This window comes from Bradyrhizobium genosp. SA-4 str. CB756 (assembly GCF_000473125.1).
Classification (GTDB): Bacteria; Pseudomonadota; Alphaproteobacteria; order Rhizobiales; family Xanthobacteraceae; genus Bradyrhizobium; species Bradyrhizobium arachidis.
This window is the reverse complement of sequence record NZ_KI421499.1, coordinates 195,005-214,082: the sequence shown is the minus strand read 5'-3', so window position 1 is coordinate 214,082 and position 19,078 is coordinate 195,005. Positions and strand designations below refer to the sequence as shown.

Annotated in this window: 18 protein-coding genes; 4 read left to right on the top strand and 14 right to left on the bottom strand. The window is 64.8% G+C overall.

Annotation, left to right across the window (positions count from 1 at the left end; translation table 11 throughout):
- Positions 1 to 4: 4 nt before the first annotated feature.
- Positions 5 to 1,345, bottom strand: coding sequence for an MFS transporter (locus BRAGE_RS0101075; RefSeq protein ID WP_027560878.1), 1,341 nt, complete (start codon positions 1,343 to 1,345; stop codon positions 5 to 7).
- A 205-nt stretch (positions 1,346 to 1,550) separates the two neighbouring features.
- Between BRAGE_RS0101075 and BRAGE_RS0101070 the strand changes: the two genes are divergently transcribed.
- Entirely contained in the window at positions 1,551 to 2,207 is a 657-nt protein-coding gene (locus BRAGE_RS0101070; protein WP_027560879.1) for a TetR/AcrR family transcriptional regulator, read from the top strand.
- 221 nt (positions 2,208 to 2,428) lie between these two features.
- Here BRAGE_RS0101070 and BRAGE_RS0101065 read toward each other — a convergent pair whose 3' ends face one another.
- From BRAGE_RS0101065 to BRAGE_RS0101040, 6 genes are all read right to left on the bottom strand, one after another.
- The gene (locus BRAGE_RS0101065) at positions 2,429 to 3,214 is read right to left on the bottom strand and encodes an ABC transporter permease (RefSeq protein ID WP_027560880.1); all 786 of its coding nucleotides are present in this window, start codon (positions 3,212 to 3,214) and stop codon (positions 2,429 to 2,431) included.
- Positions 3,211 to 4,023, bottom strand: coding sequence for an ABC transporter permease (locus BRAGE_RS0101060; RefSeq protein WP_035729261.1), 813 nt, complete (start codon positions 4,021 to 4,023; stop codon positions 3,211 to 3,213). Before BRAGE_RS0101060 ends, BRAGE_RS0101065 begins: the two co-directional genes overlap by 4 nt.
- 110 nt (positions 4,024 to 4,133) lie before the next feature.
- Positions 4,134 to 5,180, bottom strand: coding sequence for an ABC transporter substrate-binding protein (locus BRAGE_RS0101055; protein ID WP_027560882.1), 1,047 nt, complete (start codon positions 5,178 to 5,180; stop codon positions 4,134 to 4,136).
- A 27-nt stretch (positions 5,181 to 5,207) separates the two neighbouring features.
- On the bottom strand, positions 5,208 to 6,515 hold the full coding sequence (locus BRAGE_RS0101050) for an NAD(P)/FAD-dependent oxidoreductase (protein ID WP_027560883.1): 1,308 nt from the start codon (positions 6,513 to 6,515) through the stop codon (positions 5,208 to 5,210).
- Positions 6,516 to 6,531: 16 nt separating this feature from the next.
- On the bottom strand, positions 6,532 to 7,248 hold the full coding sequence (locus BRAGE_RS0101045) for an HAD family hydrolase (protein WP_027560884.1): 717 nt from the start codon (positions 7,246 to 7,248) through the stop codon (positions 6,532 to 6,534).
- 36 nt (positions 7,249 to 7,284) lie between these two features.
- Complete coding sequence (locus tag BRAGE_RS0101040; RefSeq protein WP_027560885.1) at positions 7,285 to 8,367, bottom strand: ABC transporter ATP-binding protein; 1,083 nt, start codon at positions 8,365 to 8,367, stop codon at positions 7,285 to 7,287.
- A gap of 209 nt (positions 8,368 to 8,576) precedes the next feature.
- Here BRAGE_RS0101040 and BRAGE_RS0101035 point away from each other — a divergent pair, with 209 nt between their 5' ends.
- A complete protein-coding gene (locus BRAGE_RS0101035; protein ID WP_027560886.1) occupies positions 8,577 to 9,515 on the top strand; it encodes a LysR family transcriptional regulator in 939 nt (312 codons plus the stop codon).
- 20 nt (positions 9,516 to 9,535) lie between these two features.
- Here BRAGE_RS0101035 and BRAGE_RS0101030 read toward each other — a convergent pair whose 3' ends face one another.
- From BRAGE_RS0101030 to BRAGE_RS0101000, 7 genes are all read right to left on the bottom strand, one after another.
- Positions 9,536 to 10,453 (bottom strand): lipase family protein, encoded by a 918-nt coding sequence (locus BRAGE_RS0101030; protein WP_027560887.1) that lies wholly within the window; start codon positions 10,451 to 10,453, stop codon positions 9,536 to 9,538.
- A gap of 140 nt (positions 10,454 to 10,593) precedes the next feature.
- Positions 10,594 to 11,781 (bottom strand): mannonate dehydratase, encoded by a 1,188-nt coding sequence (uxuA, locus tag BRAGE_RS0101025; protein WP_027560888.1) that lies wholly within the window; start codon positions 11,779 to 11,781, stop codon positions 10,594 to 10,596.
- Positions 11,782 to 11,897: 116 nt separating this feature from the next.
- Entirely contained in the window at positions 11,898 to 12,947 is a 1,050-nt protein-coding gene (locus BRAGE_RS0101020; RefSeq protein WP_027560889.1) for an L-idonate 5-dehydrogenase, read from the bottom strand.
- Positions 12,944 to 14,350 (bottom strand): TRAP transporter large permease, encoded by a 1,407-nt coding sequence (locus tag BRAGE_RS0101015; RefSeq protein WP_027560890.1) that lies wholly within the window; start codon positions 14,348 to 14,350, stop codon positions 12,944 to 12,946. Before BRAGE_RS0101015 ends, BRAGE_RS0101020 begins: the two co-directional genes overlap by 4 nt.
- 4 nt (positions 14,351 to 14,354) lie before the next feature.
- Positions 14,355 to 14,933: a TRAP transporter small permease gene (locus tag BRAGE_RS0101010; RefSeq protein ID WP_027560891.1), complete on the bottom strand. Its 579-nt coding sequence runs from the start codon at positions 14,931 to 14,933 to the stop codon at positions 14,355 to 14,357.
- A gap of 108 nt (positions 14,934 to 15,041) precedes the next feature.
- Positions 15,042 to 16,001 (bottom strand): sialic acid TRAP transporter substrate-binding protein SiaP, encoded by a 960-nt coding sequence (locus tag BRAGE_RS0101005; protein WP_027560892.1) that lies wholly within the window; start codon positions 15,999 to 16,001, stop codon positions 15,042 to 15,044.
- 90 nt (positions 16,002 to 16,091) lie between these two features.
- Positions 16,092 to 16,919 carry a FadR/GntR family transcriptional regulator gene (locus BRAGE_RS0101000; protein WP_027560893.1) on the bottom strand — a complete coding sequence of 276 codons (828 nt, stop codon included), beginning with the start codon at positions 16,917 to 16,919 and terminating at the stop codon, positions 16,092 to 16,094.
- 142 nt (positions 16,920 to 17,061) lie between these two features.
- On the opposite strand from BRAGE_RS0101000, the gene BRAGE_RS0100995 reads away from it, so the two are divergent.
- Entirely contained in the window at positions 17,062 to 18,546 is a 1,485-nt protein-coding gene (locus BRAGE_RS0100995) for a mannitol dehydrogenase family protein (protein ID WP_027560894.1), read from the top strand.
- 98 nt (positions 18,547 to 18,644) lie between these two features.
- Positions 18,645 to 19,052 (top strand): nuclear transport factor 2 family protein, encoded by a 408-nt coding sequence (locus BRAGE_RS0100990; RefSeq protein WP_027560895.1) that lies wholly within the window; start codon positions 18,645 to 18,647, stop codon positions 19,050 to 19,052.
- Positions 19,053 to 19,078: the final 26 nt, after the last annotated feature.

Below are 19,078 nucleotides of genomic sequence, written 5' to 3'. Positions count from 1 at the left end.
TCACTCAACTGCGCCGCTTGCCGAGATCGGCGATGTCGACCGTGTGGGTTTCGCGCGCGGTCGCCGCCGCGGCGGCCGAGATCACGCAGCAGCAGGCTACGAAGATCGCGACGGGAATCCAGCCGTTCGGCCCCTCACCCACCAGGCTCGCGCTCACAAGCGGCGTGAAGCCGGCGGCGAGGAAGCCGAGCTGGGTGCCGATCGCCGTGCCGGAATAGCGCACGCGCGCCTCGAACATCTCGGCATAGAACGACGGCCAGATCGCGTTCGGCGCGGCGTAGACGATCCCGGAGAGGATCATCGCGGCGGCGAAGATCCCGATCGTGTTGCCTGATGTCACCAGCATGAAGTACGGGAACAGCAGCACCGCGCAGCCGAGCACGCCGCCGATGAACACCGGCTTGCGGCCGATCTTGTCGGCGAGCAGCGCCCACAGCGGCTGGGTGATCAGCGCGGTGACGTTGCCGAGCACGCCGGCCCAGAGCATGGTCGGACGCGCGACACCGAACTTGGACGTCGCATAGCCGAGCGCGAACACGGCGGTCATGGTGCTGACGGTGGCGATCAGCGCGCAGACGATGACGCGCAGCACGTCGGGCCAGTAGTCGCGCAGCAGCGCGATCAGCGGGAAGCGCGCGACTTGCGCCTTGTCCTTGATGTCCTCGAACACGGGCGTTTCCGGCATGGTCCGCCGCACCAGATAGGCGACGACCAGCACGAAGAACGAGAGCAGGAACGGAATCCGCCAACCCCAGCTCAGCAGCTGATCTTCCGGCAGGCTCGAGACCGGAATGAACACCAGCGTCGCCAGGATCGCGCCGGCCTGCGTGCCGCTCAACGTCCAGCTGGTGAAGAAGGCACGGTTGGAATTGGCGGAATGTTCCAGCGTCAGCGAGTTCGCCCCGCTCTGTTCGCCGGCGGCCGAGAGGCCCTGCAACAAGCGCAGCAACGTCAGGATAACAGGCGCGGCATTGCCGATCGATTTGGCATCCGGCAACAGGCCGATCGCCAGCGTCGAGCCACCCATCAAAACCAGCGTGAACAGCAGCACCGTCTTGCGGCCGATGCGGTCGCCGAAATGACCGAGGATGACCGCGCCGACGGGACGGGCGATATAGCCGATGCCGAACGACAGCAGCGCAAGCAGCGTCGCGGTCGAGGGATCGACATTGGCAAAAAACACTTTTGGAAAGATCAGCGCTGCCGCGGTGCCGTAGATGAAGAAGTCGTAGTATTCGAGCATGCTACCGACGAAGCTGACGAGCGCGGCGCGCTTGGGCAGCTTGTTTTGCGTGGCTTCCGCTGCTGATGGCGCGTGCAGTGGTGCGGTTGACGTCAAGGTCATGAAATTCCTCCCCGTATGTCCGGTGCGGTGCGCGTCAGGCCGTCCGCCTCGCGCGCTTTTCTCGTTGTTGTTGCCGCAGCTTTGGTTTCGACGCATAATGTACGAACTAGTACGTTTATGCAATATGCGTTGGACCAGTGCCCCGGCAGGTGAAATTTGCCTTCACCTTCAAGGTGATCCGTGGAAACTGGCGGGAGAAACAGCAATGCTCGAGCGCATGCCGCCCCCATCGAAGCGCACCAACGACCCCGAACGCACCAAGCGCGATATCCTCGAAGTGGCGATGGCCGAATTCGCCTCGGAGGGCTATTCAGGCGCCCGCGTCGACGCCATCGCGGCGCGCACGCGCACGTCGAAGCGGATGATCTATTACTATTTCGGCGGCAAGGAGCAGCTCTATCTCGCGGTGCTGGAAGAGGCCTATCGCAGCATCCGCGCGCTGGAGGATCAGCTCGACATCGAGAGCTGCGACGCGCGCGAGGGATTGCGCCGGCTGATCGAGGCGACCTTCGACCATGACGAGCGCAACCCGAACTTCATCCGCCTCGTCTCAATCGAGAACATCCATCACGGCAAGCACCTGAAGCAGAATCTGCAATTGCGCCAGCTCAATGCCAGCGTGATCGCGACCCTCGACGGCATTCTCGCACGCGGCCACGCCGAAGGCGTCTTCCGCAACGACGTCGACGCCATCGACCTGCACCTCGCCATCTCTTCCTACTGCTTCTTCCGCGTCGCCAACCGCCACACCTTCGGCGCCCTGTTCGACCGCGACCTCAGCGAGCCCAAAGTGCTGGTGAAGAGTCGGACGCAGATCGTTGAGATGATCCTGGCGTGGCTGGGAGCCAGCCAGGCGCAATGACACAATCAGCAGCTCCGTGATCCCAGCGCAGCGGCGGAGCCGCTGTCGCTGGAGGTGCGAGTGGCGCGATGCGCACAGCATCGCGCCGCGAGCGTCAAAGGATGCGCGGCCGAGCTGACGCAGCGGGGCCCCCGCCCTTCGAGGCTTCCCCTGCGGCGCGTTGCGCCCCAGGGCGCGCACCCCAGGCTGACGGGGACGGACTAGCGCTAGCGCCAGCCCCCTCACCCGCTCCTCTTCTGCCGCGTGCTCGCCAGCAGCACCAGCATGAAGGACGCCGCCGTCATCAGCGTCGAGATCGCGGCGATCGTGGGATCGATCTCGTCGCGGAGTGCGGTGAACATGCGCTTGGTCAGCGGCTGGTATTGGCCGCCGGAGATGAACAGCGCGACGATGGTCTCGTCCATCGCCGAGATGAAGGCGAAGATGCCGCCCGCGATCACGCTGGACTTGATCTGCGGCAACGTCACCGCGAAGAAGCTGCGCAGGCGGTTCATGCCGAGGCTGCGCGCCACCATCTCCTGAGCGGGGTCGAAGCTCTGCAGGCCCGCGAGCACGGAGATGATGACATAGGGCAGGCCCAGCATCACATTCGCCAGCACGAGGCCGGGCATGGTCGCGACCAGCCCGACCTTGGCATAGACGAAGAAGATACCGACAGCGGTGATGATGATCGGCACCACCAGCGGCAGCAGCAGCGCCATGTGGATGAGGCGCATGATCCGCAGCTTCGACTGGCTGATGGCGTAGGCGGCAGCAACGCCGAGCGGCGTCGCGATCACCACGGTGAGAAGCGCGACCGTCAGCGTCACCCGCGTCGCCTGCATCCAGGCGGGATTTGAGAAATATTGCTGGTACCAGCGCAGCGAGAAGGATGGCGGCGGGAAGGTCAGGAAGCGTGCGCTGGAGAACGAGATCGGCGCAATGATCAGGACCGGCAGGATCAGGTAGACGAGTACCAGCGCGCAGATCACATACAAGACAATCCGTGCGGGCGAGGCGCGCATCATTTTTGCCCCAACACGCGATCGAGAGAGATGAAGCGGCTGACGACGAAGAAGATCGCAAGCACGCTCAGGAGCAGCACGACGGCGACCGCGCTTGCCGCGCCGAACTGGTTGTAGAGCTCCACATTGCGGCTCACCAGCATCGACACCATCACGGTGCGGCCGCCGCCGAGCAGCTCGGGCGTGATGTAGAAGCCGAGGCAGAGCACGAACACCATGGTGCAGCCGGCGAGCACACCCGGCAGCGACAACGGCAGGAACACGCGCATGAAGGTGAGCGACGGGCTCGCACCAAGGCTGGCGCCGGCCTGCATCAGATCGTTTGGGATCTTCTGCATGGTAGCATAGAGCGGCAGCACCATGAAGGGCAGCAGGATGTGCACGGTCGCAACCACCGTGCCGAAGGTGTTGTGGACCAGCGCGAGCGGTTCGGCGATGACATCGAGATAGCGCAAAAACTGGTTGATCACGCCGGTGCGCTGGAGCAGCGCCAGCCAGGCATAGGCGCGGACCAGAACGCTGGTCCAAAACGGCAACACGACCAGCGACAGGATGAGGATGCTCCACCCTTTCGGCACGGAATTGGCAAGATACGCGACGGGATAGCCGAGCAGCAGCGCGATCAAGGTGACCGCGAGACTGATCTCGAAAGTCAGCGCAAAGCTGCGCCAGTAGACGTCCTCGGTGAAGACCCGGCGATAATTCTCCAGCGTGAAGCCGTCATGATAGATCGACTGCCATGCGAGCCAGCCGACGGGCAGCACGATCAGGGCCAAGATCACTAGCAGCGCCGGCGACACCAATGCCAGCATCAGGCCGTGCTCACGGCGCTGATGCTTTTGCGATGGATCTGGCACTGATGTCGTCAACGCTGCCTCGGCTGGTTGAGGGGTCCGGTTCGGCGGCCGCCGAACCGGCTGGCTTACTTCTGCATGAACGACGCCCAGCGCTTCTCGGCGGCCTCGCCGGCCGGCGAGGACCACCAGGCGTAGGACATCAGCGCTTGCTTCGCCGCATTGGCCGGCTCGCTCGGCAGTTGCGCGGCGCGCTCGGGCTTGATCACGCTGGTCTCGAACGCCTTGGGATTGCCCGGACCATAGTCGATGTGCAGCGGCAGATTGGCCTGGTGCACGGGATCGACCGCCTCGTTGATGAACTTGATCGCCGTGTCGAGATTCGGCGCACCCTTGAGGATGCAGAGCGAGGTGCTCTGCAGGATGCCCTGGTTGTAGGTGAAAGCAACTTTCGCGCCTTCCTTGGCGACGGCGCTGACGCGGCCGTTCCAGGCCATCTCCATGTCGACCTCGCCGTCATTGAGCAGCTGCGCCGACTGCGCGCCAGAGGTCCACCACACCGTGATGTGCGGCTTGATCTCCTCCAGCTTCTTGAAGGCGCGATCGACGTCGAGCGGATAGAGCTTGTCCGGCGCGACGCCGTCGGCCATCAGCGCCGCCTCCAACGTTGCAAACGGATGGTTGCGCAGCGCGCGGCGGCCAGGGAATTTCTTGACGTCCCAGAAATCGGCCCAGCTGTTCGGCGCATCCTTCGGGAAGGTCTTCTGGCTGTAGGACAGTACGCTGGAATAGAACTCGTAAGAGACCGAATAAGGACTGCGATAGGACTCCGGCATCGCCGCGCCGTTTGGAATCTTCGAGAAGTCGAGCTTCTCGATCAGCCCCTGCTCCCCGCCACGCAGACAATTGCCGGTCGGGGTGTCCACGACGTCCCAGATCGGCTTGCCGCTACCGACCTGCGTCTTGATCGCCGGCCAGGCGTCGGGAATGGAGTCCTGGTTGATGGTGATGCCGAGCTTCTTGGCGGAGGGATCGAGGATCGCCACCGTCTGTGCCTGCTGGTAGGCGCCGCCCTGCGAGACGAAGGTGATCTGCTCGGCGGCATCAGCCGCGCTGGTCAGTCCGATTGCGCCCAAGAGCGCGCAGCCCAATCCAAAATTCCGCTTCATCGTCATCCTCGCCTCCTCCATCGCCAAATGATCTCACCGACCGATCGCATCGAGAAACTGGTACCAGCCGGCGACCATGCGCACGGCGGGCTCGCGCAGCGGGTAGAACGGGATAGCCTTCATGCGCCTGATATCGAGCAGTCCGACGTCGGGCGACTCGCCGCGCACGAAGGCGGCGAGATAGCGGCCCATCAGGCTCGACATCGCAACGCCGGCGCCGTTGTAGCCCAGCGCGACCAGCGTGCGGTCGTCGAGCCGGCCGATATGCGGCACGGAGTCCAGCGTCATCGCGACGAGGCCCGACCATTTGTATTCGAGCGGGATATCGGCGAGATCGGGGAAGATGCCGACCATCGCCTTGCGCAAGGCACCGAACGCGGATTGGGTGTCCTGCTTGCCGAAAGCGCCGCGGCCGCCAAAGATCACGCGGTTGTCGACCATGCGGAACCAGCGCATCATGCGCTTGGTCTCGGTGTAGCTGCGTCCGGTCGGCATCAGCTTTCCCGCGAGATTGCGCGGCAGCCGCTCGGTTGCGACGATGGCGCTGCGGAACGGGATCAGCGCGCGCTGCAGATGCGCGGTGGCGCCGGTCAGATCGGAATAGCTGTTGGTGGCGATGATCGCCTGTTTTGCACGTACTGCCCCTCGCGGTGTTTCGGCAACGATGCGGTCCTTGTCGCGCCGAAGCTTGACGACCGGCGTCTCCTGGAAGATGGGCACGCCGCGGCGCGCCACGCCATCGGCGAGGCCGCGCAGATAGTTCAGCGGATGGATGCCGCCCGAGCCGGGATTGAGCACGCCGCCGACGAAGATGTCGGAGCCGGTTTCGTCACGCACGCCTTTCTTGTCGAGGATCCGGACCTCGGCCGAGCCCATTTCGCGCGTCATCCAGTTGGCCTCGTCGATCGCGGCCTTCAGCGTCGTCTCGTTGTGAGCAGCCTTGACCTGGCCGGTGCGCACAAGGTTCGCGCTGGTGATGCCGAATTCGGAGACGAGCTCCTCGACGATGTCGGTCGACTCATGCGCGATCTCGTACATGCGCCTCGCCATGGCGCGGCCATGCACGGCGTCGACCTCGCGGAACGAGAGGCGAAACTTCGCGGTGATCACGCCGCCATTGCGCCCGCTCGCGCCCCAGCCGGGGCGGTTGGCCTCGATCACGATTGGCGACGAGCCGTCTGTGGCGATGTGATGTGCGGCGGAGAGGCCCGTATAGCCCGCCCCGATGATCACCACATCGGCTTGGTGCTCGCCGGACAGCACGGGAAACGCGCGCGCCGGCTCCGCCGTGGCTTCCCACAGCGAGTTGACCGATGGTTGCGCGCTCCAGTCCCGTGTCATCTCGGCGCTCACGGATTTATGCCACCGGCCCGATCGCCGCGTCGGCGAGCGCCTTGAGCGTCGGGAAATGGAAATCCGGCTTGGTCAGCGTCTCCACGGCCGGAGTGCCGCCGAAACCGGCGATACCCTGGCGGCGCTCGATCCAGCACACCTTGTAGCCGAGTTTCCGCGCGATCCCGATGTCGTGGTACTGGCTCTGCGCGACGTGCAGGATATCTGACTGCTTGTAGCCGAACGCGGACTGCCGGCCCTTGTTGTAGGCGAAGAATTCCGGGTTCGGTTTTGCCACCCCGGTGTCGTCGGCACAGACGGTGTCGTCGAAGGGATTGCCGAGCGCGTGCGCGTAGCAGGACAGCGCGACGCGGTCCGCATTGGTCATGGCAACCAGGCGGAATTTCGTGCGCAGGCGCTTCAAGGCCTCGACCGAATCCGGGAACGGGCCCCAGCGCAGCACCGCGAGCTGGAACACGTCGCAGCATGCATCGTCGGCCGGCAGCCCGAGCTCCTTGGCGAGATAGCGGTAGACGTGGAACATCACCTCGCTCGAGCGCTCGTAGTGCTTGTCGCGGCCACGCTTGTAGGATTCGAAGATCTGGTCGTCGCTGAGCTCGGCCGGCGTCTTGCCGGAGATCTTCCGCACCGCGGAGAGCACGCCGGTCTCGAAGTCGATCAAGGTGCCGACGACGTCGAAGGTGAGAACCTTGAAGTTGCTGAACGCGGCTTGGGTCGACATGTGGTTTGTTCTCTCCGGTTGGACGCGGCTTAAAGTTCAGTTCCCCACCCGGGGGACCACGATGGTGTCCTCGGGGTGGAGCGTGACGGTGAGGCTGCCGCCGAGCGGCGGGATGCGGCTATAGGCCTGGTGATAGGCCGGCTGGCGCAGGCTGAGCGCGACGCCGTCGGCAAGCACCAGGAAGATGCGCAGGCTCTCGCCCTGGTAGACGATGTCGGTGACCGTCCCGGTCAGCCGGTTGCAGGCGCCATCCTGGGCGCCGTCGTCGATCAGCAGCTTCTCGCTGTGCACGGCGAGCATCAGCGCGTCGCCATCAGGAATGGCGCGGGCGCTGCGCAGCAGGGCGTTGCCCAGCGACACGCTGGAGGTATCGACACGGCGGACCGGCAGAAGTGTCGCCTCGCCAATGAAGCTGGCGACGAAGGAGTCGGCGGGATGATCGTGCAGCCGCGCCGGCTCGTCGATCTGGACCAGACGGCCGTCCTTCATGACGGCGACGCGGTCGCTCATGGTCAGCGCCTCGCGCTGGTCATGGGTGACGTAGATGATGGTGGCCTGGATGCGCTTGTGCAGCGTCCGCAGCTCGATCTGCATGGATTCGCGGAGCTGCTTGTCGAGCGCGGAGAGCGGCTCGTCCATCAGGATCAGGCGCGGCTCGAAGATCATCGCGCGCGCGAGCGCGACGCGCTGGCGCTGGCCGCCGGAGAGCTGCGCGATGCCGCGCTCCTCATAGCCGGCAAGGCCGACCATGCTGAGCGCCGCGCGCACCTTGTCTGGCCAGGACGATTTCGGCAGGCGGCGCGCGCGCAGGGGAAAGGCGACGTTCTCACCGACGCTCATATGCGGGAACAGCGCGTAGTTCTGGAACACGACGCCGATGTCGCGCTTGTGCGGCGGCATAAAGGTGACGTTGCGGCCGCCGAAGAGAATTGTGCCTGACGTCGGCAGGATGAAGCCGCCCAAGATGCCGAGCAGCGTGGTCTTGCCCGAGCCGGAGGGGCCGAGCAGCGAGACGAATTCGCCGGCGCCGACATTGAGCGAAACGTCGTCGAGGGCGCGAACGGCGCCATAGGCCTTGCTGGCGGACTTGATCTCGACGCTTTCCGCTCGCTTGTCCAACGATCGACCTCGCCATGTCCTGCAATGGCGTGCCTCACTGCGCGCCATAAGCCTGCTTTATAGACACGGATTTGGGGCACTCACGGCAAAGCGTGCGCTGCACCAAATCTTCTCCCGAAGGCCCTGTGTTTAGGCTGTCATGCCAATGACACCAGACTTGGCAAAATCCGGCAATTGCCAAATTCTCACCGCGCCCATAACATGACGTTATGCCCGAGCTGCGCCGCATGCTGCCGTCGAGTAACGCCCTGTTCGTCTTCGACGCGGCGGCGCGCAACGGCAGCTTCACCGCGGCGGCGGCCGAATTGAACGTCACGCAGCCCGCGGTGAGCCGCATGCTCGGCCAGCTCGAGGAGCATCTTGGCGTCCGCCTGTTCGATCGCAAGGCGGGCCGCGCGGTGCTCACCGAGGAGGGCGAGCTCCTGTATCGCCGCGTGCTCGACGGCTTTCGTAGCATCGAGAGCGGGCTCGTGGAGATCGAGCGGCGGCGCAAGGGCACCGAGACGGTGACGTTGTCGGTCTCCTCCGCCTTCACCACGCACTGGCTGATGCCGCGCATCGACAAGCTGCAGAAGCAGTTTCCGCAAGTGGATCTGCGCTTCCAGCTGATCTCCGGCGCGCTGCGCGGGCCGGTGGAGAATGTCGACCTCGGCATGCGCTTCCGCGATCGCGACGAGCCGTCGTCCGGCGGCACGCTGGTCATGAAGGAAGTAATGCTGCCGATGTGCAGCCCCGGCTATCTCGGCGAGACCGACCCCGCCGAGGGCAATACCATCATCCGCCTCGCCGAGACGCCGGGCGACTGGGCCGCGGACTACGCATCGCTGCTCACCGGGCGCCGCGGCGCGGCCAAGGGGCTCAGCTTCACCGATTATGCCGTCGTGGTGCAGGCGGCCCTGCTCGGCCAGGGCATCGCCCTCGGCTGGCTGACGGTGGCCTCGCACTGGTTATTGACCGGCGCACTGGTCCCGGCGTCCGACCGGCTCACCACCACGCGCCGCATCTGCGAATTCCTGCCGCCGCGCAACCGGCCGATGCGCCCCATCGCTGCCGAGATCCGCGACTGGATCACCGCGCAGATGCGAAGCGAGATTGCCGCAATCGACCGGCTCTATCCCAAGCTCCGCGCCATGGCCGCCTGTTATTGATCCGACGAGATTGCGATGCGTTAGGGCAACACGTCGTAATATCGATCCGGCAGATGATCACCGATGCCGGGCAGCAGTAACTGGGAGAGCCGACCGATCAGATCCATACGCCTGCTCGGGGAAAACCCGACGACGAGATTTTCAAGCTGCTGGGTTAGGCCAGCGAAGCCCCCGGTCGTCGGCAACGGCTCGTCGGAATTGCTGTTCGGCGCAAGTTGACTGACGACGAATTTCGTACGCGGGCCGCATGCCAAATAGCGCCCGACATGCTGGAAACCGAGCTGTGGTGGCGGGACGGTCGGGACGATATCGTTGCCGTGGACCAGGCGATAGGTCGTAGGCCCGAGCGTCGCGTTGTAGGCGGCCGCGGCATCGACGCGACAGACGCGCGGGCAGCCGTAAAGATAGACTTGCGGACGCGCAATCGCAGGCTCGCTACGCGCGCGATCGGCCGTGACGACGGCAAGTGCCGCTCCCAGGCTGTGTCCGGTGATGAATATGGGCGAGCCCGCGCCAGACGCCGCAATCAGCGCCGTTCGCACATCGTCCCAAACGGCCGCGGCGGCATCTTTGAAGCCTTGGTGGACATCGCCCTTCGGACGACCGAGATAGAAGTCACTGACCCAATTCTTGAGAATGAGCGGATCGGTGCCGGCGAACGCGACGATGGTCGCGCCGTCCCGCTGGGCGATAACGCCGCGGGTGTCCGAGACGGGGAGCGTCGATTTCGCGGGCTGCATCAACAGCTTGACGTTTGACAGCGTCCAGAAGCCGGACACCGCGGTAATCGTTTGCGGGACGTGGGTCTCGTAGGCGAGCTGCGACATCCACATCATCGCGCGCGCGACGTCAGGATCAAAATTGCCGGACGCCTTGTTGAAGTCCGCGAACGCGTTCCGATTGTATTCACTGAGAGGAAGTTCGACCAGGAAGCTCATGCGCAGCTCCTATAAATGGCCTGTGGCTGCAATGCGTCAGTCAAAATGCAATGCAGCCACTGTGGCACACACAGGAGCCGAAGACAATCTCCGCGAGCAAAGAGCCGAACTAACGCGGCCTTTAGGGAGACCCTGCCGTCCTATCGATGCTCGATCGCCCTGATTGCACCGCGCAGCTCAGCGAGGCCGCGCAGGCGGCCGATCGCGGTGTAGCCGGGATTGGTGCGCTTGGTGGCGGCGAGATCGTCGAGCATGCGGTGGCCGTGATCGGGCCGGAACACGATCCGCTTGTCGGGGGCGCGCCGCGCGTTCTCCTTCAAAAGCGCCTTGAGCACGGCGACCATGTCGACGTCGCCGTCGAGATGATCGGACTCGTAGAACGACAGGCCGTCTGCCTCGCGCTTGGTCGCACGCAGATGCGCAAAGGCAATGCGCGGGCCGAAGCGCTCGGCCATCTCAGGCAGGTTGTTCTCGGCGCGCACGCCGAGCGAGCCCGTGCACAGGCAGATGCCGTTCGCCTTCGATGGCACGGCGTCGAACAGCGCCTGGTAATCGTCGGCAGACGAAGCAATGCGCGGCAGACCGAACAGCGGCCGCGGCGGATCATCCGGATGCAGCGTCAGCGAGACGCCGAGTTGCTCGGCGACCGGCGCCACGCGCGCAAGGAATTCGGCGAGATGCTGCCGCAGGATTTTTGGCGTGATGTCGCGATAGGTCTCCAGCCGGTCGCGGAACTGCGGGATGGTCATCGGCTCGGTCGTCGAGCCGGGCAGCGCACTGGCGATGACCATGACGAGATAGTCGATGTCGGCCTGGCTCATCTTCTCGAATAGCGCTTTCGCGCGCGCCTGCTGCTCTGGCGAGTATTCCTGCGCGGCCGCAGGCCGCTCCAGGATATGCAGCTCGAACGCCGCAAAGCGGTCCTGGTCGAAGCGCATGGCGCGGGCGCCGTTCGGCAGCTCCCATTCGAGATCGGTACGGCACCAATCGACCACAGGCATGAAATTGTAGCAGATGATCTTGATGCCGCTGGCGGCCACCGCCTCCAGGCTAGCGATCCACGCTTCGATGGATTTGGTCGCCTTAGCCCCGAGCCGCTTGACGTCGTCAGGGATCGGAATCGATTCCACCACCGACCAGGTCAATTGCGAGCGGCCGGGCTGGCCGTTCTCGATGAAATTCTTGCGCTCCTCGACCGCCTTGCGCGTCCAGGCCTCCCCGATCGGCACCTGATGCAGCGCCGAGACGATGTCGCTCGCCCCGGCCTGCCTGACGTCATCCAAGGACACCGGATCATCCGGACCGTACCAGCGCCATCCTTCGAGCATCATCGAAATTCTCCCAAAGCGTTTTCGAGCGAAGTGGGTACCGGTTCGCGTGAAGAAAACGCGTCAAACAAGAATCTAGAGTCCCGTTCCGATTCCATCGGAACGGGGCTCTAGGATCAGTTCGCGGTCAGCACGACCTTGACACTCTGCGAGCGGTCGAGCGCCAGCCGCAGCGCATCCGGCGCGGTCGACAGCGGCCGCTCGGCGGTGACCAGCGACAGCACATCGACGCTGCCTGCGCCGATCAGTTCCACCGCGGTCATGAACTCGAATCCGAAGCGGAACGAGCCGCGCAGGTCGATCTCCTTGGCCATCACCGCGTTCGACGGCGTCGGGATCTGGCCGCCCGGCAGATTGCCGATCTGCACCACGACGCCGCCACGCCTGACGATGCCAATGGCGCTCGCAAGGCCGGCGGCCGTACCCGAGACTTCGAAGGCGACGTCATAGGGACGCGTCGCGGCCTGCGCCTTCAGGCCCTCTTCCCCACCCGACACGTTCTCGACGTGGGACGCACCAAGCTTGGTCGCGAAAGCGAGCGGCGCCGGCGCGATGTCGGCGACCGTAATGTCGGCCATGCCGGCGCGGTGCGCGGCGAGCATGGTCAGAAGCCCGATCGGGCCGGCGCCGAAGATGATGCCGCGCTTGCCTTCGATGTTGCCGGCGCGTGCCACCGCGTGCAGGCAGACCGCGAGCGGCTCGGCGAGCGCCGCGGCCTGATAGGAGACGTGATCCGGAATCTTCACGCACTGCGCCGGGATCGCATCGAAATAATTGGCAAAGCCGCCCTGCATGTGCGGCGTCTTCGAGGCCGAGCCCATGAAGTAGATGTTCTCGCAAAGATTGGGCCGGCCTTCGCGGCAGGCGACGCAATGGCCGCACCAGCGCGACGGATTGACGGCGACGCGGTCGCCGACCTTCAAATTGGCGGCGGAGCCTGCGATCTCCACGACCTCGCCCGAGATCTCGTGGCCCAGCACCAACGGCGACTTCACCACGAAGTCGCCGGTGCGGGCATGCCGGAAGTAGTGCATGTCGGAGCCGCAGATGCCGCCGGCGCCGAAGCGGATGCGCACCATCCCGTCCGCGAGCTTGTCGAGCGGATGCTCGATCATGCGCAAATCTTCGGGGCCGAACAGGGTTGCGGCGAGAGCTACGGAGGTCATTTGGAGAGTCCCATATATTTAGGCAGCCAGAGGGTCAGTTCGGGAATGTAGGTGATTGCGATCAGCGCGAGCAGCAGCGGCACCAGCCAGGGCAGGATCGCGACCGTCGTGCGCTCGACCGAGAGCTTGGCGACGCGAGCGAGCACGAACAGCACCATGCCGAGCGGCGGATGCAACAGGCCGATCATCAGGTTCAGCGTCATGATCAAGCCGAAGTGGATCGGATCGATGCCGAGCTTGAGCACGATCGGCAGCAGGATCGGCACGAGGATGGTGATCGCCGCCGTGGTGTCGATGAAGCAGCCGACGAACAGAATCAGGATGTTGGCGAGCGCCAGGAATACCCATTTGTTGTGGGTGATGCTGAGCATCCAGTCCGACAGCATCTGCGCCGCCTGCGACACCGTCAACAGCCAGGCGAAGATCGACGCCGCCGTGACGATGAAGAGCACCGAGGCCGTGGTCTCGATGGTGTCGAAGGTCGCCTTCGCCACCGTCTTCAGGGTCATGGTGCGGTAGCGGACGAGGCCGAGGAACAGCGACCAGATCACGGCGGCGACCGCGGCTTCCGTCGGCGTGAACCAGCCGAGCGTCATGCCGCCGATCAGGATCACCGGCGCCATCAGCGCCATCACGGCCGAGAAGTCGAAATACCAGTCGATGATGAGCAGCGTGCCGAGGCCGATGACGACCGCCATGTTGGTCGACATGCCGGCCATCACCATCAGCCAGATCGCGAGCGGGAACGTCAGCACGATCGCGATCTCGAGGCCGGCCGAGCCGAGCTGCGGCCAGGAGAACGGCGTGTCGCTGCCCCATTTGTTCTTGTGCGCGAAATAGGTGACCGTCGCCATCATCAGCAGCGTCATGACGATGCCGGGAATGACGCCGCCGAGGAACAGCGCGCCAATCGAGACGTTGGCCATCATGCCGTAGATCACGAAGGGCAGCGACGGCGGGATGATGGGCCCGAGCGTTGCGGACGCCGCAGTGACGCCGACCGAGAATTCGGTGGAGTAGCCGTGGTCCTTCATCGCCTTGATCTCGATGGTGCCGAGGCCGGCAGCATCCGCGATCGCGGTGCCGGACATGCCGGAGAAGATCACCGAGCCGATGATGTTGACGTGACCGAGGCCGCCGCGCATCCAGCCGACGAGCGCGACTGCGAACTTGTAGATGCGGCCGGTGACGCCGGCGATGTTCATGAGATTGCCGGCGAGGATGAAGAACGGCACGGCGAGCAGCGGAAAGCTCTCGACGCCGGCGATCATGCGCTGCGCCAGCGTGACGTCAGGCGTCACGCCGCTGACCAGGATGTAGAGCAGCGACGACGCGGCCATGGCGATCGCCACGGGAACGCCGATCAGCATCAGGATGAGGAAGCCCCCAAGCAGCAACAGCATGATACTATCCTTCAAAACCGTCGTAGGCGCCGGGGCGTTCGAGGATCGAATAGCCCTGCCGCAGATGCTGCAGCGCCACCTGCAGCGAGCGCACGAACATCAGCACGAAGCCGGCGAGCACGGCGTAATAGACGTAGTCCTTGGGAAGATTGATCGTGGTCATGGACTCATCGCCGATGATCTGGATGTAGACCCAGACCAGCTTGATGGCGTAACCGAAGAAGGCGATCCGGATCAGGTCGATCAGTGTGGACATCGTGCGCGCCACCATGTGCGGCAGGTAGCGGTAGATCAGGTCGACCTGGATATGCCGCGACAGCCGCACACACATCGAGGCGCCGATGAAGACCACGCCGATCAGGCAATAGGTCGCGATCTCCTCGGTCCAGGCATAGCTGTCGTTGAGGACGTAGCGGGTGAAGAACTGGAGGAAGACGGCAAGCGCCATCACCCAGAAGATCACCAGCGCCACCCAGTCCTCGAAGGCGTAGATGCCGAGATCGACCTTCGGCGTCGCCTCCTCCTCGAAGGTGTGGGCGATCTCGTCCGCGGTGATCTGCCGGTGTATTTCGGCGGTGGACATGGGTGTGCTCCTCCTCAAATCGTCGTTCCGGGGCGACGCGTCAGCGTCGAACCCGGAACCTCGAGATTCCGGGTTCTCGCTTCGCGAGCCCCGGAATGACGGTCGTTGCTATTTGACTTCCTGAATCCGTTCCCAGTCGGCCTTGCGATAACCAAAGGTCTCGAACGGGACGTTCTTCAGCACGATGTCGCGGAATTCGTTCTTGTCGACCTCGGTCACGGTCAGGCCCTTCTCCTTGAAGAAGGCGACCAGCTTGGCCTCGTTCTGCTTGATCTCGGCGGTCGCTTTCGCGGCGGCCTCCTGCGCGACGTCGGTGAAGATCTTCTTGTCTTCGTCGGAGAGCTTCTTCCAGAGCGCGCCCGCCACCACCGTGTTGAGGTGGTCGACGATGTGGCCGGTGAGCACGATGTGCTTCTGCACCTCGTAGAACTTCTTGGCCTCGATCGTGGTCAGCGGGTTCTCCTGCGCCTCCACGGTGCCGTTCTGGAGCGCGAGATAGACTTCGGCGAAGGCGATCGGCGCGGTGTTGGCGCCGCAGGCGCGCGGCATGGCCAGATAAGCCGGCACGTCAGGCACGCGCATCTTCAGGCCCTTGAGGTCGGCGCAGCTCTTGATCGGCTTGTTCGACGAGGTCTGGCGCACGCCATAATAGGTCACCGCGATGATGTGGTGGCCGCTCTTGTCCTCATAGCCCTTGGCGAGCTCCTTGAAGATGTCGCTCTTGGTGTAGGCAAGCAGATGATCGGCATCGCGGAAAGTGTAGGGATAGTAGGTCACGCCGATCGGCGGAAAGCTTTTCGCCGCGAAGCTCGAGCCGGAGATGATGATATCGACCGAGCCAAGCGAGAGGCCCTGGTTGATGTCGGCCTCCTTGCCGAGCTGCGACGCCGGATAGACGTCGATCTGGTAGCGCCCATTGGTGCGCTTGCCGATCTCCTGCGCGGCCCACACTGACGCGCTATGGAACGGCTCCGAGGTCTCGTAGACATGGGCCCATTTGAGCTTGGTCTGCGCCATGCCGGAACTGGTCGCCGCGACCATCGCCGCGACCGAAGCCGCCAGCACCATCGTCATCTTCTTCAACATCGACTTATCCTCCACTGACTAAAGTCTGCTTCTTGTTCGCCCACACCTGAAACGGATGAGGGCCGCCCAATCTCATCGCCGCCGCGCGCTGCTGCCCTTGACCTGCTTTTTGGCCTGCTTCTTCGCCGCTCGCTTTGGTATTGCCGGCTTGGCCTGATGTCGCTCCGCCCGGCTCCGCCCGGCAGACGAGGCCGCTGCGGCGGTCTCGGCGCCAAAATTCTGAGCAAAGCGCTCCTGCGAGCGCGCCAGATGCTTTCGCATCGCCTCGCGCGCGCTGTCCGGATCGTGCGCCGCGATCGCATCGCGCACGGCGCGGTGCTCGTCGAGCGCGGTACGCCACGTGCCGGGGCTTTCGAAATAATGCGCAAGCTGCGCGAAATAGGGATTGAGGCGCTGGTCGAACAGCTCGCCGACCACGCGGACCAGAACGGCGTTGCCGAGGCTTCCGGCGATCGCGACGTGGAACGCGCGGTCGTGCACCATCGAGGCTTCGCCGGGATGCTCGACGTTCTCCATCGCGACCAGGGACGCATCGATGCGGGCGACATCATCCTTCGTCGCCACGCGCGCAGCCTGTTCGGCGATGGCACTTTCCAGGAATTCGCGGGCGCGCAGCAGCTCGAACGGGCCTTCGATGACGGCGGCCGCCGGCGCCGGCGCGGCATCGGCCGGCTCGATCACATAGATGCCTGAGCCGACACGGATGCGGACGCGGCCTTCGACCTCGAGCGCGATCAGGGCCTCGCGCACCGTGGGCCGCGAGATCTTGAGCTGCTCGGCGAGCTCGCGCTCGGTCGGCAAGCGGCTGCCGACCGCGTACTCGCCGCTGTCGATCAGGCTTCGCAATTGATCGGCGACCTGGCGGTAAAGCCGTCTCGCCTCCACAGCTTCCAGCGGCACGCTGGCCTCCCCGAAAGGGTCTCGCGGAATCGTCCCGACCCGCGGCCCGCCAATTTTGGAAAATTGGTCTTACCAATTGACCAGAGCATTGACCGAGGTCGGGCGCCATGTCAAGCAGCGGCAAAGCAAAGGGGAGACGTCCATGCGCCCAAGTTCGATGCGTCTTGGCGGCGCCAATCTCGATCGGTTGCCGTCCGGCATCCGCCGCCCGGCCTATGACCGCTCGCGCGCCACGCCCGGCATCGTGCATCTTGGCCTCGGGGCTTTTCATCGCGCGCATCAGGCCGTCGTCATCGACGATTGCCTTGCCAGCGGCAGCTCGTCCTGGGGCATTGTCGGCGCCAGCCTGCGCAGCCCGGATACGCGCGACGCCCTCGCCCCGCAGGATCATCTCTATACCGTTGCCGTACGTGCGGCCGAAGGCACCGAGCACCGCGTCATCGGCGCGCTGCTCGACAGCGTGGTCGCGCGCGAGAAGCCGGCGGCGCTGGTCGAGCGGATGACCGATCCCGCCATCCGCATCGTCTCGCTCACGGTTACCGAGAAGGGCTATTGCCACACGCCGCAGACCGGCGACCTCGACGAGCGGCATCCCGATGTCGTGCACGACCTCAACAATCCCGACGCACCACGCTCGGCGCCCGGCGTCATCGTGGCTGCGCTGGCGCGCCGGCGTGCGCAGGGGCTGATCCCCTTCACCGTGCTGTGCTGCGACAATCTCGCCGCCAACGGTCACACCGTGCAGCGGATCGTGACGCAGTTCGCCGCACTGCGCTCGAAGGAGTTCGGCAAGTGGATCGCAGATAATGCCGCCTTCCCCTCGACCATGGTCGACCGCATCGTGCCGGAGACGACGGACGCCGACCGCGATGCGGTGTCATCCGCGCTCGGCCTACGCGACGCCTGGCCGGTCATGACTGAACCCTTCACGCAATGGGTAGTCGAGGACCGTTTTACGGCGGGCCGGCCTGATCTTGCCGCCGCGGGGGTCGAGCTCGTCACCGACGTGAAGCCGTTCGAGCTGATGAAGCTGCGGCTGCTCAACGCCAGCCATTCCGCGCTCGCCTATCTCGGCTATCTCGCCGGTTACGAGACCATCGCCGACACCATGACCGATGCGAGTTTCGCGCGTCTCGCCGCGCGGGTGATGGAAGAGGCCGCGGTGACGCTGACAATGCCGCCTGGCACTGACCTTGCCGCCTATCGCGCCTCGCTGCTCAAGCGTTTTTCCAATACGGCGCTGCATCACCGCACCTGGCAGATCGCGATGGACGGCTCGCAAAAGCTGCCGCAGCGCCTGCTCGGCGCGATGCAGGATCGCCTTGCGAGGAGCCTGCCGATCGCGACCCACGCGCTCGCGGTCGCCGGCTGGATGCGCTACGTCGCCGCCACCGACGAGCAGGGCCGCGCCATCGACGTGCGCGATCCGCTCGCCGCCGAGTTCGCCGCGCTGGCGCGTGAGACAGGCCCGGTCGCCGAGCGGCTCGCACCCGCATTGCTCGGCGTGGAAAAAGTGTTCGGGCCGCTGGGCACCGATCCGCGCTTGCGCGAGGCCGTGACCTCGGCGCTCGCCCATCTTTACAAGGATGGCGCGCGGCGGGCGGTGGAGACGCACGTTTCGGCGTGACTACAAAAGGAGCAGCCGCGCCTTGAATGCTGCAGTGCGGTCAAAATCAAACGCAAGTCGCGCTTGATTTTTTTCTGTCATTGGCCCACCCGAGAGGCATGGCAAAGGACAGCAAGGTCATCGCCGCCAACGCGGCTTTCTACGCCGCTTTTTCGACTGGCGACTTCGCCGGCATGGAACGGATGTGGGCGGATGACGACGCCATCTCCTGCATCCATCCAGGCTGGCCGGCCATCGTCGGCCGCGCCACCGTGATCGGAAGCTGGCGCGATATTCTGCAAAATCCGGAGCGGCCGCAGATCGTCTGCGCCGAACCGCAGGCGATCGTCGACGGCGACAGCGCCCGCGTGCTCTGCATCGAGATCGTCGACGGCACCGCTCTGGCCGCCGCCAACCATTTTCGCCGCGTCGGCGACGGCTGGCGCCTGGTGCATCACCAGTCGAGCCCGATTGCGCAGATTGTCGAGCAGGCCGAAGACGATAGGGCGAGTCACCGCGTCCACTGACCGCAGCCCTCACGCCGGCGTGAGCT